The organism is Arthrobacter endolithicus (genome assembly GCF_026627425.1).
Lineage (GTDB): Bacteria > Actinomycetota > Actinomycetes > Actinomycetales > Micrococcaceae > Arthrobacter_M.
Genome location: NZ_JAPNLH010000019.1, coordinates 53448 through 65996, shown reverse-complemented (window position 1 = coordinate 65996; position 12549 = coordinate 53448). Strand labels below are relative to the sequence as shown.

The following is a 12549-nucleotide window of genomic DNA, read 5'->3' as shown; positions in this document are numbered from 1 at the left end:
TGGACCCATTCTCCCGCGGCAACGAAATTGTGGAGATAGACATTGATGATGTTCCTGGTTCTCGCCCTACGAATCAGACGGAGTTGCTATGAGCTGCTGGCCTTACCCAACGCTGACACGTAGGGACCCCGCCAGCATCGATATGCTGATTGCCGCACGGGCAGGGGAAACTTTTCTCGGTGCAATCATAGGAATGGCAGTGGTCCTCATTGTGCGGGACAGAAGCGTCAGGATCACAAGGTGAAGCCCCGGTGGTGACCTCGATGGCAGTGTGAGTCGCGCGCAGCTGTAACGCCGTGCACCCGAGTTCGTGAAGTCGGCTGCCGCTCGGAATTGACTCCTGTCCCTTCCTCCGGTGTGGATCGACGGCCATCCTGCGGCAGCCTCTTCGCGGTTGAAAACGTCGTTGTCACACCCCTTATTCGGCGCCTAAATCTTAACCCCGGGCACAGAGTCTGTTGGCTAGCCGATTCCCGCCGCGCCAAGCATCAGGCCCACGGTGAAGGTGAAGGCAAGTGCAATGGCACCTCCGATAACGACGCGGGACGCCGCACGGGCGAGGGAACCGCCGCCGATGCGGGCACCCAAAGCACCTGTGATGGCGAGCGCGAGGAGGACTGCCACAAAAGTGATAGGGACGCGCCAGGCCTCAGGCGGCAGAAGAACTGCCAGCAAGGGCAGGATTGCTCCCAAAGTGAAGCTGACGGCCGATGCCGAAGCCGCATGCCAGGGATTGACGACGTCGTCCTCATCGGAGTGCGATTCAACGGACAGATGCGCATCCAAAGCGTCGCGTGCCGTAAGCTCCTCGGCCACCTGACGGGCCGTCGGGGTGCTCAGCCCCTTTCGTTCATAAGCAAGAGCCAAAAGGTCTAGGCTTTCAGCCGGGGTATCCACGAGTTGACGACGTTTTGTGGCGATGACCGCCCTCTGGCTGTCACTCTGAGTGCTCACTGACACATATTCCCCGAGGGCCATCGATACAGCGCCGCCGACAAGTCCGGCTAAACCCGCAGTCAGGATCGGACCGGTTGAAGTCGTCACACCCGCGACACCCACGACGATGGCGGCCACGGAGACGATGCCGTCGTTGGCGCCAAGTACCCCGGCGCGTAGCCAATTCAATCTGGAGGACAGATTGGCGTTGCGCTGGACTTCTTGTTGCGTCTCTGCTGGTTGCTTTTGGGGGAGCTCTTCGGTAGTTGTTATGTTCACACGATCAGTCAATCAGTCACACTTCCGTCGCGCCATGTAGGCAAACTTACCCTTGCCAAGGGAAAGATAACCTAACTAAACCTACCAATGGAAGCGTCTGCATGCTCCGTTTCCTATCTCGGGTCTAAGAAATCTACGGCATGACTATTCGGATATTTCCTCGGTTGGGGCCGCGGCGCGGTAACCCAGGGCGGCGCTGGCTGCCAGAGCTGCTTCAGAGACGATTGGTCCGAGCCGTGGAACATCCTCCGGGCTGACGCGCTGAGTGGGGAAGCCTATACCCAGGACAGCGGCGAGCTGGCCGTCATATCTGAATACGGGGCTGCTGATAGATCCGACGTCGCTGTTGCGTTCGCCAAAGGCGGCGAAGTAGCCCTGCTGGCGGGCACGTACCGCTTGCGCGTCCAATTGCGCCCAGCCGCCGGGAGTCGCTGAGGTGAATCGGGTGAGTTTGGTCGGGAGTAAGGCCTCTCGGGCGCCGGGATCGAAGGCGAGGAAGATTTTCCCTGGCGCACCGGCATGGATGGGCATGACCTGGCCTACGAGGAAGGGGCGCATCACGACATGATGGGTCTCTGCGACAGCCACCACGGTGCGGTGTGCCCCATCACGGATGTATAGGCACGCTGATTCCCCGGTGGTATCCCGGAGAACTTGGAGGATGGGACGAACAAGTCTCACGACATCCAGGCCGAGCGTGCCGGGAGCGGCCCATTGGACCAACCGCAACCCGATTCGATACCGGTCTCCGTCCCTGTCCAGGAATCCTTCTCTGACCATGTTTTGGACGAGCCGCTGGCAGGTACTGGCAGGCAATCCGGTGGTGCGGGCGATGTGTTGAAGCGTCGGTTCCGGCGACTCGATGGAGAAGCAATTTAGGATTTCGCTGACCTTGCCCAGCACAAGAATCGGAGTTGTCCGGTCGCCGTGTTCTTTCGTCACTGTGCTGTCCCCTGCCACCTGCGATCTACTTTGTCTTCGGTTGTCCATCTTAGTCAATGGCTTGCCTTTCGAAAGAAGTGATCGTTGACACATTCCGATTAAACCCGCATTATGGGTTGGTAGTCCACTTGATGGGTTCACTGGGGAGTGGGGCGATTGCGTGGAGTCCGGGTCAGCAGTCAAGGAATGGGAAGTGGCAGTGAATAAAGCGAGTACGTCAGAGCAGCTGCTCTCGTGGGGAATTAGCGGGGCGACTTCGAGAATCGGGTTGATCGTTCCCAGTTCCAATACGACGATGGAAACTGAGTTGCCGGAGTTGTTCCGCCGGCAATCCGAAGCGACCGGTCAGCACTACACATTCCACTCCGCCCGGGCGGCATTGAAGAGCGTCACGGCCCAGGAACTGGCGGCGATGGTAGCCAAAGCCGGTGACTGCGCCACGGCGGTGTCCGACGCGGATGTGGATGTCATTGCTTACGCATGTCTGGTGGCCGTGATGGCTCAGGGTCCCGGCTCCCATGAGGGCTCCGAGGCAGTGATCGCTGCGGCTGCTGCCGAGAACGGTCATCCTGCTCCGGTAACGAGCAGTGCCGGGGCGTTGGTGCGGACTCTGCAGGCAATGGGGGCACGCCGGGTTGCGATGGTAACCCCGTACCTGCCTGAGCTGACCAAGATGGTCGCCGACTACATTGAGGGCGCAGGCATCCAGGTGCAGGACGTGATTGGGCTCGGGGTGCCCGACAACCTTGAGGTTGGCCGGTTGGATCCGACGGCGCTGCCTTCCATTGCCGCTCGTCTGAACCATGCAGGCGTGGATGCCGTAGTGCTTTCGGCCTGTGTGCAGATGCCCTCCCTGGCAGCGGTCCAGAAGGTCGAAGATGAACTCGGACTCCCGGTCATAACGGCGGCCACTGCGACGACTTACGAAATTCTGCGGGCTCTGGGCCACGAGCCGGCCATACCGGGGGCCGGGCGGCTTCTCTCGGGCCCGTTGAAGCCCGCCGCCGCAGCTTAGCAACGACAGCAGACAAATCCCCTGTGGGTACTACGCCCGCCGGCGTCATAACAATGGAGTGATGATGAAAGTTCAAGAAGTAACCCGTGCGCAGGCCGTAAGGCGTGCCACGATTGCAAGCGTCGTCGGTACCACAATCGAATGGTATGACTTTTTCCTCTACGGCACGGCGGCAGCGCTGGTGTTTCCACAGTTGTTCTTTCCCGGCCAAAATGCCTTCGCCGGCGTCCTGGCTGCGTTTGCCACACAGTTCGTTGGTTTCGTGGCACGCCCGGTGGGCGCGGCCATCTTTGGTCATTTTGGTGACCGGATTGGCCGCAAGACGACCTTGATGGCGACCCTGTTCCTGATGGCGTTCGGTACCGTCCTCATCGGCTTTTTGCCGACCTATCAAAGTATCGGCATCGCCGCGCCGATCATTCTTGTCCTGCTGCGTATCGTTCAGGGGATCGGCGTTGGTGGTGAGTGGGGCGGCTCGGTCCTGCTGAGCATGGAGTGGGGTCAGCAAAAACGTCGTGGCCTCTCCGCCAGCTGGCCGCAGATGGGTGTGCCGATCGGGCTTGTCCTCTCTACAGGTGTGGTGCGGATCACGTCCGGCCTCACGGGCACCGCGGGTTTCGCCGCCTATGGGTGGAGAATTCCGTTCATCCTGAGCATTGTGCTGATCGGTGTTGGCCTTTTCGTTCGGCTACGCGTCGTTGAGAGCCCCGAATTTGAGGCTCTCCGCAAGGCCAACAAGGTCGTAAAGAATCCCCTTATCGAGGTCTTCAAGCGCCAGCCCAAGCAGGTTCTGCTGACGGCCTTGGTCCGCACCTCGGAGCAGGCGCCGTTTTACCTCTTCATTACTTTCGTGCTCACCTATGCCGTCAAACAACTCAAACTCAACAGCAACTCGATTCTCGATGACACACTAATAGCCGCTGCGCTGGGGTTGATCAGCATCCCGGTCTTCGGCAGGCTCTCAGACCGGTTCGGTCGGCGCAGGGTCTACGGGACCGGCGTTGTCCTGACCGCCGTCTTTGCCTTCCCTTACTTCGGTCTGCTCAATACCGGTAATGCCGTTCTCGTGGGGCTCGCGATCATCGTCAGCCTGATGATTCACGACGTGCAGTACGGCCCGCAGGCTGCCCTGATTGCCGAAAGTTTCGACGCCGATATCCGCTACACCGGGGCCGGGATGGGCTATCAGCTGGCGAGTGTTGTGGCGGGCGGACCGGCCCCGCTTATCGCGGCTGCTTTGCTGCAGGCCACCGGAAGCTCAACAGCAATCTCCGTCTACATCATTATCTGCTGTGTTGTCAGCATGCTCGCGTTGATCTTTCTGCCCAGGATCTCCAAGTCCCTTATCAACCCCGCACAGACACCTGTCGCGGACCGCGTATGACTTTTCAGGACACAAAACCAGACAAAAAAAAGGCAGATGACCCAGAGGTGGACAGCACAAAGATGGACAGCACGACGGTTGGTAGCGCAGCGGTAAACGGCGTAAAGGTGACCGATGATACTGCTGCGGACCGGGGCGCGCAGGGTCGCGACAATTTCGCTGTACGGGCGGCCGGCCCGGCGGCGGAGCCGGGCGGAGCGTTAGGTGATCTGCTGGTTCTGGACCTTACCCGCATCCTTTCAGGCCCCTTTGCCACGATGACCCTTGCCGATCTCGGCGCGGATGTTATCAAAATTGAACAGCCGGGGGCCGGAGACGACACTCGGCAGTGGGGTCCGCCGTTTCAGGGCGAGGAGGCCGCGTATTTCCTTGCGGTCAACAGGAACAAGCGCAGCCTCGCGGTGGATCTGAAGTCGCCTGAGGGTCTGCAGATAGTGCTGGATCTCGCACGGCGTGCTGACATCGTCGTCGAAAACTTCAGGCCCGGAACAGCGGCACGCCTGGGGCTCGGCTATGACGACCTCGCGCGCGAGAACCCCGGGCTCGTTTACGCCTCCATCAGCGGATACGGTCAAACGGGTCCGGAATCTGACCGGGCCGGCTACGACGCAATCGCCCAGGCCCGCAGCGGCATCATGAGCGTCACAGGCGAGTCCGGCGGGCCCCCAGTGCGGGTGGGCGTCAGCAGCGCCGATTTGGTCGCGGGCATGTGGGCCACAATCGGTATCCTCGCGGCCCTGCATGAAAAACAGCGGACCGGTAGCGGTCAATGGGTGGACATTAGCTTGCTGGACGGTTCCGTCTCCTGGCTGACTTACGTCTCCAGCGGGTACTTCGCCAGCGGTGATATCCCGCAACGCTATGGATCGGCCCACCCGACCATCGCCCCGTATCAGGCCTTCGGCACCGCGGACGGATTCGTCATGGTCGCCGTCGGAAACGATAGCCTCTGGCGTAAGTACGCAACCGCCGTCGGCCGCAGTGATTTGGCCGCTGACGAGCGCTTTGCTACAAACCCCTCGCGGGTCGCTCAGCGTCAAACACTGATACCGCTGCTTGAACAGATCATGCGGGAACGGACCACCGCTGAATGGGTTGCTGACCTGGACGCAGCCGGAGTCCCGGTAGGGCCGATCCAGACCGTGGACCAGGCCTTGAAAGACCCACAGGTCCTCGCCCGGAACATGGTGTCCGAGCTCGTGCATCCGACCGCGGGACCTATGAAAGTAGTGGGATGCCCCGTTCGGCTGACGAGGACGCCGCCGTCCGTGCGGACGGCCCCACCGCTGTTGGGCCAGGACACCGATGAGGTTCTTGCGGGGCTGGGCTTCGCCACTGAACGGATCCAATCGCTGCACCTCAGCGGAGCAGTCCAGTGACGGCCGCCGCCGGGCAGAAACTTGACCTTCCACTCATCCCGGCCCCCGGCCGGGTCGCCGTTCTGGAGGTGGGTACCGGGGAACGCTTCAATGCGCTCGCCTCCGCGCAATGGCAGGTCCTTGAAAGATCGGCCCGCACGCTGGCAGCGGATCCGTGCGTCCGGGCCGTCGTCCTACGGGGCGCCGGTGGAACGTTCTGCTCGGGCTCGGACCTGCGGGAGTGGCAGCATGGGACCGGTGCCGACGTTTCCGCCGCCTTCTGCGCCATTGAGGCGGCGCTGCAGGCGCTCGAGGCCATCCCCGTTCCAACCGTAGCGTTGGTCCAAGGCGTCGCCACCGGAGCCGGCTGCCAACTGGCGCTGGCCTGCGATCTTCAGGTCCTGGAAGCAACCTCGCTGATAGGCATGCCAATTGCACGGCTCGGCATGCTTATTCCACCGACTTTCGCCAACCGGATGTCCTTGCGGATCGGTCCGTCCCGGACCAAAGATCTTCTCTACGGCGGCCGACTCCTCACCGCAAAGGAAGCGCTTGACATGGGACTGGTGACCACCGTAACGGAAACCGGACGCGCCTGGGAAGAGGTCCAGCAGATAACCACACGCTGGAGCACCCTGTCCCAAGCCTCACTCAAAGCATCCAAAACCGCTGTAAACCAAGGACTCGCCCCGCTGGACAACCCCGCACGCGCCCTCCCACAAGGCCCGGCGGCAGACACAAAAGAGTTCTTTTCCCGTGTCAACGACTTCCTCAACCGCAAGCGACAGACGACCCACAGATAGGTGTCTGCCGACTTTCGAGGATGACAGCGATGATCCCGGGTAGGGTGGCGTGATGTTTGAATCTCGCCAGCTAAGTGCAGACGTCAGCATGCGACTACTGCGACTGAGCGATGCATCAGTGCTGACCGCTGCGTATGCGCGCAACCGTGACTATCTTTCCCGTTGGGAACCTGTGCGTCCGGAGGAGTACTACACCCAAGAATGGCAGGCTGCGGACATCGCCAACCGGCTGGTGGCACATCGATCGGGGGAGGGGTATGCGTTTGGCCTGTTTGCCGGCGCTGCGTTAGTGGGCCGATTCAACGTAGCGGGAATAGTGCGCGGTCCCTTTCAGAGTGCAGGGCTGGGCTACTGGGTGGATAAGATCTACGCTGGCCGTGGCCTGGCAACGGCTGCGGTCAAGATAATTATTGACGCCGTTCGTGACGAAATCGGGCTGCACCGGCTGGAAGCCAGTACCCTCCTGGACAATATCGGCTCGCAGCGGGTGCTGACCAAGGCGGGTTTCGACCGGATCGGGATGGCGCCGCGGTACTTGCAGATTGCGGGGAAATGGCAGGACCACATTCTGTATCAAGTTCTCCTGCACGACTAGTCCCTTTTCGTCGCTGAGCCGCGCTTCGCGTAGTTGTGGCTGCTGAGGCCATCCGGTATCTGATTCCGACCGTTCATCGGGCTGGTGGCCGGTCTTGATGGACCCCGTGGTGCGCAGAGGAGACCCCTTCACGACGGCCGTTGCCAGGAGCGGGGACCTTCCCTGAGTCTGGCCGAACTCTAGCTTTTGGAGGTAGGTGTGATTATGGTTGCACCAAGTGCACGATCATCAGTGGCCCGGGGTGGGCCGTCTGGCGTTTGCGCAACTTCTGCGGTGTACTGTGCACCCGCAGCAATCAGCTAGGAGGCATACCAATGACTGATAGCCAACCCATTGCCGACGATTTCAGCACGGTCCCCGTCAGCGACTGGTCTGACCTTGGCCAGCAGCTTTGGTCCTATCTGACAGGCCGCGGGGCCGCAGTCAACTACAGTTTCATGGACATGACCGTTGAAGTTCCCCGCGACATCGGGCCGGATGCCCCGCGTGCTACCTGGAAGTTCAACGGCACCCTGCGGGTCACCACCAGTGATAACGAGAGCGCCGCCACTGCACAGTCCAAGCTTTAGGACAGTGACGATGCGCTTTGACATTGATCTTGAATTCTCGGCGGAGTTGCCGGCCGAAGATGGCAAAGAATCGGCGCCGATAAGGGGAAGTATCAAAGCTTCGGGCGCCGAGATTATCATTTACGCGGAGAACGCAGCACTCTTCCGGCTGGAATCCCGCAGGAACTTAGCCCCCATTAGAGACCTGGCGGCGTCCTTGGCCAAACGCGGAATCGTAGTGACAGTAACTGTCCCGGAGGGCACCATTGTCAGTCTGGGGGCGGTGGAAGTGTCCCGCGTGCAACGGCTGCTCACAAACTCACACCACATCAAGCCGGGCAGGTCGAATACTTGGACAACCGTCATCAAGGCCCAGGCCTCCAATCGTTTTCCCAAAAGCCGGTTTCCCCCGTCCACGCCCCTGCCGCTTTCCCCTACTTTCCAGCGGCAGTACCGGATGAAACCTACCACTACGCACTATTCGCGTGGTGGTGGCCGGCCCAGGCTCATCTTTGTCAGGGACAGCGAGACATGGGACGGCCGTCCGCCCAAGGAGTTCAACCTCACCGAAGACATCACGGTGATCGGCAGTGGGCCGGAAGCCAACTTCAGGTTGCCGGAGCTTGCCGCGGCGCACGGGAGTATTGTCCACACCGACGACGACGAGTACGTCTTCCATCCCGGCGATCCAGCCAACGAGGGCGCGTACCCTAACATCCTGCGCACCGGTGCCCGACTGTTGCTGGGACCGTGGAGGATGGTGTTCTTCCGTGAGGAATACGCAGATCACGGAAGACCATTTGGGGGAAGAACCGCAGGAGAGTTCGCTCGGCTTCAACGACGGCAGTTCGACCCGCGCACCGGCCAGTTCGAGTACGATGCCGTGACCGGCAGGGGAGACCCTCGCAAACCCCAGTAGGCACGGGGCAGTTAATCGCAGAACCTACTCCTCGCGAGGATACGTGCGCAACCGTGGCCTAGTATTGCGGACATGGACCAGGGAACTACGGTGTTGCGATTGACGGCCTTTGCCTCAGAACCATCAGGGGGAAACCCGGCAGGCGTGGTGCTGGACGCGAGTGCCCTGTCTACTTCGCAGATGCAGCAGATTGCCACGGACATCGGCTATGCCGAGACCGCGTTCGTCACGCGGCCGGCGACGCCGGCGGAGCCGTGCCGCGTCGGAATCCGTTACTTCTCACCAACGGCCGAAGTGCCGTTTTGTGGCCATGCCACGATAGCGACCGCCGTCGCACTGGCCAATCGTGGTGAAGCCAAAACTTACCTTTTCGAGACGCCGATCGGAGAGGTGAAGATCGAGACCCATCCAACTGCTGCCGGCACCATCGCTTCCTTTACCAGCGTCGAGCCGCGCGTCGAGTCGATGGAGGAGCCAGTGCTTCAGCGGCTGATGACCCTCTTGGGTATCGTTGCGGCAGATCTGCACCCGCATTATCCGCCGCGGCTATCGTTCGCCGGAAATATACACCCCGTGATTGTCTTCGCACAGCGTTCTGCTTTCGACAGTTTCACCTTCGACCCGGATGGAATGCGAGCACTGATGGATGAACGGGGCTGGTCGGGCACCGTGACCACACTGTATGCAATCACCTCCCTGGAATTCGAGGCGCGCAATCTTTTCCCTGTTGGAACGATGAGCGAGGATCCTGCCACCGGATCCGCTGCGGCGTCTGTAGGTGGATACCTTCGGGCGCTTCGTCTGGTCAATGTGCCAGTCCGGATTACCATTCGTCAGGGCCGACATATAGGGCGGCCGAGCATCCTTACTGTCGATATCCCTGCGACCGGCGGAATCGTCGTGTCTGGGACCGCTTCCGTCATTCACTAATGAAAAAGACGGGCGGAACGTAGGTCAGCCCGCCGGTCGTCAGTCGGCCGGGAGTCAATCATGGCAGTGACGCGCTGCCGACCGTCGGGCATCACGGTAGCGCCGTGAGCTGACCTATTGAGTTTTCCTTCGACTAGGTGCCCAACCAGGCGCCAGCTTCTGCCTGAATGCATCGGTATGGGCGGCGTAAGATTGAAGCCACAAAAACGGAAGGGAGGAAAGAAGTCGCTATGGCAGAACCTTCGGATGGCGATCTTTGGGCTCTTGCCCATGCCGAGCGCGCCGCGCTCGCGGAGGATTTGACGGGCCTCTCCCCGGAACAGTGGCATCACGGGACGCTGTGTGGGCGGTGGGATGTCGAGAAAGTTGTCGCGCATCTGACTGCCGCGGCGAGCCTGAACCAGTCGCAGTGGCTGCGCAGCATGCTTGGTTCGCGTTTCCGGCCCGATGTTCACAACCAGCGCCGGCTCCAGGAGCACCGCGGAAACACCCCGGCCCAGACCCTGGACCTGTTTCGCGCTGTGATCAATAGCAGCATTGCACCGTCCTCCCACACTCGGGCCTACCTTGGCGAAGTTCTCGTCCACGCCCAAGATATTCGCCACCCACTGGGGCTTCCCAATGCTCCGAGCATTGATGCATTGACACCCGTCGCGGAGTTCTACGCCCGCCGCAACTTCACGGTTGCCAGCCGTACGCACGCTGCAGGTCTCCAGCTGAGGGCAGACGACGGGCCCTTCACAGCGGGTACGGGACCACTGGTAACTGGGCCAACCGTTGCCCTGATGATGACGATGGCCGGACGCGCTCCTTACCTTGAGTACCTCCAGGGTCCCGGCATGCCGACGCTTCGGGCACGCCTCGAAAGCACCGCAGCTGAACAGCCGCGGGAGCAGGATGACAACGCGTCCTAGCTGCACCTGATTTCTCAAACGGGGAGGCCGTGCGTAGGCGGGACAAGGAGCGTGCACCGAGGCCGGACAGGTCTGCGACTCGGTCCTCCCCAAAAGAACTTCCGCCGGCGCCCCGTCCTGGGCCTGGGACAGATCACCAAGGTAACTGTGAGACAGTAGCCAGCGGGTATCTTCAGGGCTTATTCGCCCTGTTAGGAAGAAATAGATCGCTTCACTCCCCGCGGAGGGTGATGTGGAGCGCGATTGTGAGGAGCATGCATGACGGTCAGGCAGGGTATGTTGCGGGTGCCCGAGATCTCGGTTCTGTTCTGGATCATCAAGGGCCTGTCGACCGCTATGGGCGAGTCAACCAGTGACTATCTTGTGAACACCATTGGGCCGGTTCCCGCGGTGCTCCTTGGATTCGCTGCCTTCGTCGTCGCGATGATTATCCAATTCAGAGCAAGGCATTACATCGCGTGGCGTTACTGGCTGGCAGTAGTGATGGTCGGTGTGTTCGGGACGATGTGCGCGGACGTCCTCCACGTCGGTTTCGGCGTCTCCTACCTCGTGTCCTCCACGTTCTACGCGGCCGCCTTGGCCGCCGTCTTCCTCACATGGCATGTCGTCGAGAAGACTCTGTCGATCCACGTGGTCGACACGCCGCGGCGGGAGATTTTCTACTGGCTGGCGGTCATCTCGACGTTCGCCTTGGGTACTGCCCTCGGGGACATGGTTGCCTACACGCTCCACCTTGGGTACTTCGGCTCTGCGGTAATCTTCGCGGTGATCATCCTGATTCCCGCTATCGGACACCGGTTCGGATTCAACTCGATCCTCGCTTTTTGGTTCGCCTACGTGGTGACCCGGCCGCTGGGTGCCTCCGTTGCCGATTGGCTCGGAAAGCCCCAGGACGCCAGTGGGCTTGGACTCGGTGCCGGGTGGGTAGCCTTGGTCTTGACGATCCTGATCGCGATCTTCGTAGGCTATCTGTCCGCGACCGGCCGCGAAATACAGGACTGCCGCGGCGACGTCCGCGTGAAGGCGGAACTCGGCTCCGATTGACGCAGCCGCCCAGTTGCGCCACTCAGGAGCAATGGGCACGGGTGTCGAACGGACCGCACGGATTCTGTGCCCTCGGCTAGGTCATCCGGGTGAGATCGAACGGTCCTTGAGACAGTTGCTCGGCCCCCCTCAAGTGATCGCCCGCTCCATCCCGACCCGACCCGTCCCGTCCCGTCCAGCCCTGCTGAACTCCTAGGACCAGATCGACCGGTGCACTCAGGGACCGCGATCCGAGCAGGAATGGAGAAGCGCCGAAGCGTGGCCGGACATAGTCTAGTCACAGGAGGCGGGGAGGCTTCCAGCACCGCGTATCACAAAGGGAGAGCGAAGAATGCCCACGAATAAAGCCAAGTCCGAATCCGTCGGCTTCTTAGCAGCGGAGCATGCTGCGATGAAGGAGCGCGCAGCGGAGTTGCGTGCCGAGGGTAAGCAGGGCGCCAAGAAGGCGGATGGGCTGCAGGCGGTCCTGGACAGTATCGCTAAAATGGCGCCGGGAGATCGCGTGATCGCCGAGCGCGTGCACGTGGCGGTGACCGAGAATGCCCCGATGCTGTCGCCGAAGACCTGGTACGGGATGCCGGCCTACGCGAACGAGGACGGCAAGGTCGTTTTCTGCTTCAAGAACGCGGGCAAGTTTAACACCCGCTATTCGACCCTGGAGTTCCAGGATGCTGCACGGCTCGACCAGGGCGAAATCTGGCCCGTGTCATACGCGTTGGAAAAGTGGAGCCCGGTAGTGGAGAAGCGGATTGCTGAATTGGTGAGGGCCGCGATCTCCTGACAACCCCGCCCCCGCTGGGGCCTGAGTGCAACTGCTTTCGCTGTCTCGGACCCGAGGGGGACACGGACTGGCTCACAGGTTGATGAATTAGCGGTTGCCGC

General features: G+C 61.2%; 13 protein-coding genes. 11 read left to right on the top strand and 2 right to left on the bottom strand.

The window, feature by feature from the left end:
- Positions 1-462 precede the first annotated feature (462 nt).
- Together OS914_RS15040 and OS914_RS15035 are read right to left on the bottom strand one after the other, a co-directional pair.
- On the bottom strand, positions 463-1137 hold the full coding sequence (locus tag OS914_RS15040) for a VIT1/CCC1 transporter family protein (RefSeq protein ID WP_267546880.1): 675 nt from the start codon (positions 1135-1137) through the stop codon (positions 463-465).
- Positions 1138-1359: 222 nt separating this feature from the next.
- On the bottom strand, positions 1360-2157 hold the full coding sequence (locus tag OS914_RS15035) for an IclR family transcriptional regulator (RefSeq protein WP_267546874.1): 798 nt from the start codon (positions 2155-2157) through the stop codon (positions 1360-1362).
- Between the two features lie 199 nt (positions 2158-2356).
- Between OS914_RS15035 and OS914_RS15030 the strand changes: the two genes are divergently transcribed.
- From OS914_RS15030 to OS914_RS14980, 11 genes are all read left to right on the top strand, one after another.
- A complete protein-coding gene (locus OS914_RS15030) occupies positions 2357-3172 on the top strand; it encodes a maleate cis-trans isomerase family protein (protein WP_420713968.1) in 816 nt (271 codons plus the stop codon).
- A gap of 61 nt (positions 3173-3233) precedes the next feature.
- The gene (locus tag OS914_RS15025; protein ID WP_267546872.1) at positions 3234-4556 is read left to right on the top strand and encodes an MFS transporter; all 1323 of its coding nucleotides are present in this window, start codon (positions 3234-3236) and stop codon (positions 4554-4556) included.
- 47 nt (positions 4557-4603) lie between these two features.
- Positions 4604-5935, top strand: coding sequence for a CaiB/BaiF CoA transferase family protein (locus OS914_RS15020; protein ID WP_267546871.1), 1332 nt, complete (start codon positions 4604-4606; stop codon positions 5933-5935).
- Positions 5932-6717 carry an enoyl-CoA hydratase/isomerase family protein gene (locus OS914_RS15015; RefSeq protein WP_267546870.1) on the top strand — a complete coding sequence of 262 codons (786 nt, stop codon included), beginning with the start codon at positions 5932-5934 and terminating at the stop codon, positions 6715-6717. Before OS914_RS15020 ends, OS914_RS15015 begins: the two co-directional genes overlap by 4 nt.
- 52 nt (positions 6718-6769) lie before the next feature.
- Positions 6770-7312: a GNAT family N-acetyltransferase gene (locus tag OS914_RS15010; protein ID WP_267546869.1), complete on the top strand. Its 543-nt coding sequence runs from the start codon at positions 6770-6772 to the stop codon at positions 7310-7312.
- A gap of 314 nt (positions 7313-7626) precedes the next feature.
- Positions 7627-7881, top strand: coding sequence for a hypothetical protein (locus tag OS914_RS15005; RefSeq protein WP_267546868.1), 255 nt, complete (start codon positions 7627-7629; stop codon positions 7879-7881).
- Positions 7882-7891: 10 nt separating this feature from the next.
- Positions 7892-8779, top strand: a complete 888-nt coding sequence (locus OS914_RS15000; protein ID WP_267546867.1) for an FHA domain-containing protein — start codon at positions 7892-7894, stop codon at positions 8777-8779.
- A gap of 72 nt (positions 8780-8851) precedes the next feature.
- Positions 8852-9709 carry a PhzF family phenazine biosynthesis protein gene (locus OS914_RS14995; protein WP_267546866.1) on the top strand — a complete coding sequence of 286 codons (858 nt, stop codon included), beginning with the start codon at positions 8852-8854 and terminating at the stop codon, positions 9707-9709.
- Between the two features lie 230 nt (positions 9710-9939).
- Complete coding sequence (locus OS914_RS14990) at positions 9940-10623, top strand: maleylpyruvate isomerase family mycothiol-dependent enzyme (RefSeq protein ID WP_267546865.1); 684 nt, start codon at positions 9940-9942, stop codon at positions 10621-10623.
- Positions 10624-10881: 258 nt separating this feature from the next.
- Complete coding sequence (locus tag OS914_RS14985; RefSeq protein WP_267546864.1) at positions 10882-11667, top strand: COG4705 family protein; 786 nt, start codon at positions 10882-10884, stop codon at positions 11665-11667.
- A 391-nt stretch (positions 11668-12058) separates the two neighbouring features.
- The gene (locus tag OS914_RS14980; RefSeq protein ID WP_267546863.1) at positions 12059-12448 is read left to right on the top strand and encodes an iron chaperone; all 390 of its coding nucleotides are present in this window, start codon (positions 12059-12061) and stop codon (positions 12446-12448) included.
- The last annotated feature ends 101 nt before the right edge of the window (positions 12449-12549 follow it).

Excerpts from the sequence above, each read along its gene's own strand:
- OS914_RS15025 (WP_267546872.1), top strand. The coding sequence starts at position 3,234 with ATGATGAAAGTTCAAGAAGTAACCCGTGCGCAGGCCGTAAGGCGTGCC.
- OS914_RS15010 (WP_267546869.1), top strand. The coding sequence starts at position 6,770 with ATGTTTGAATCTCGCCAGCTAAGTGCAGACGTCAGCATGCGACTACTG.
- OS914_RS15005 (WP_267546868.1), top strand. The coding sequence starts at position 7,627 with ATGACTGATAGCCAACCCATTGCCGACGATTTCAGCACGGTCCCCGTC.
- OS914_RS15000 (WP_267546867.1), top strand. The coding sequence starts at position 7,892 with ATGCGCTTTGACATTGATCTTGAATTCTCGGCGGAGTTGCCGGCCGAA.
- OS914_RS14995 (WP_267546866.1), top strand. The coding sequence starts at position 8,852 with ATGGACCAGGGAACTACGGTGTTGCGATTGACGGCCTTTGCCTCAGAA.
- OS914_RS14990 (WP_267546865.1), top strand. The coding sequence starts at position 9,940 with ATGGCAGAACCTTCGGATGGCGATCTTTGGGCTCTTGCCCATGCCGAG.
- OS914_RS14985 (WP_267546864.1), top strand. The coding sequence starts at position 10,882 with ATGACGGTCAGGCAGGGTATGTTGCGGGTGCCCGAGATCTCGGTTCTG.
- OS914_RS14980 (WP_267546863.1), top strand. The coding sequence starts at position 12,059 with ATGAAGGAGCGCGCAGCGGAGTTGCGTGCCGAGGGTAAGCAGGGCGCC.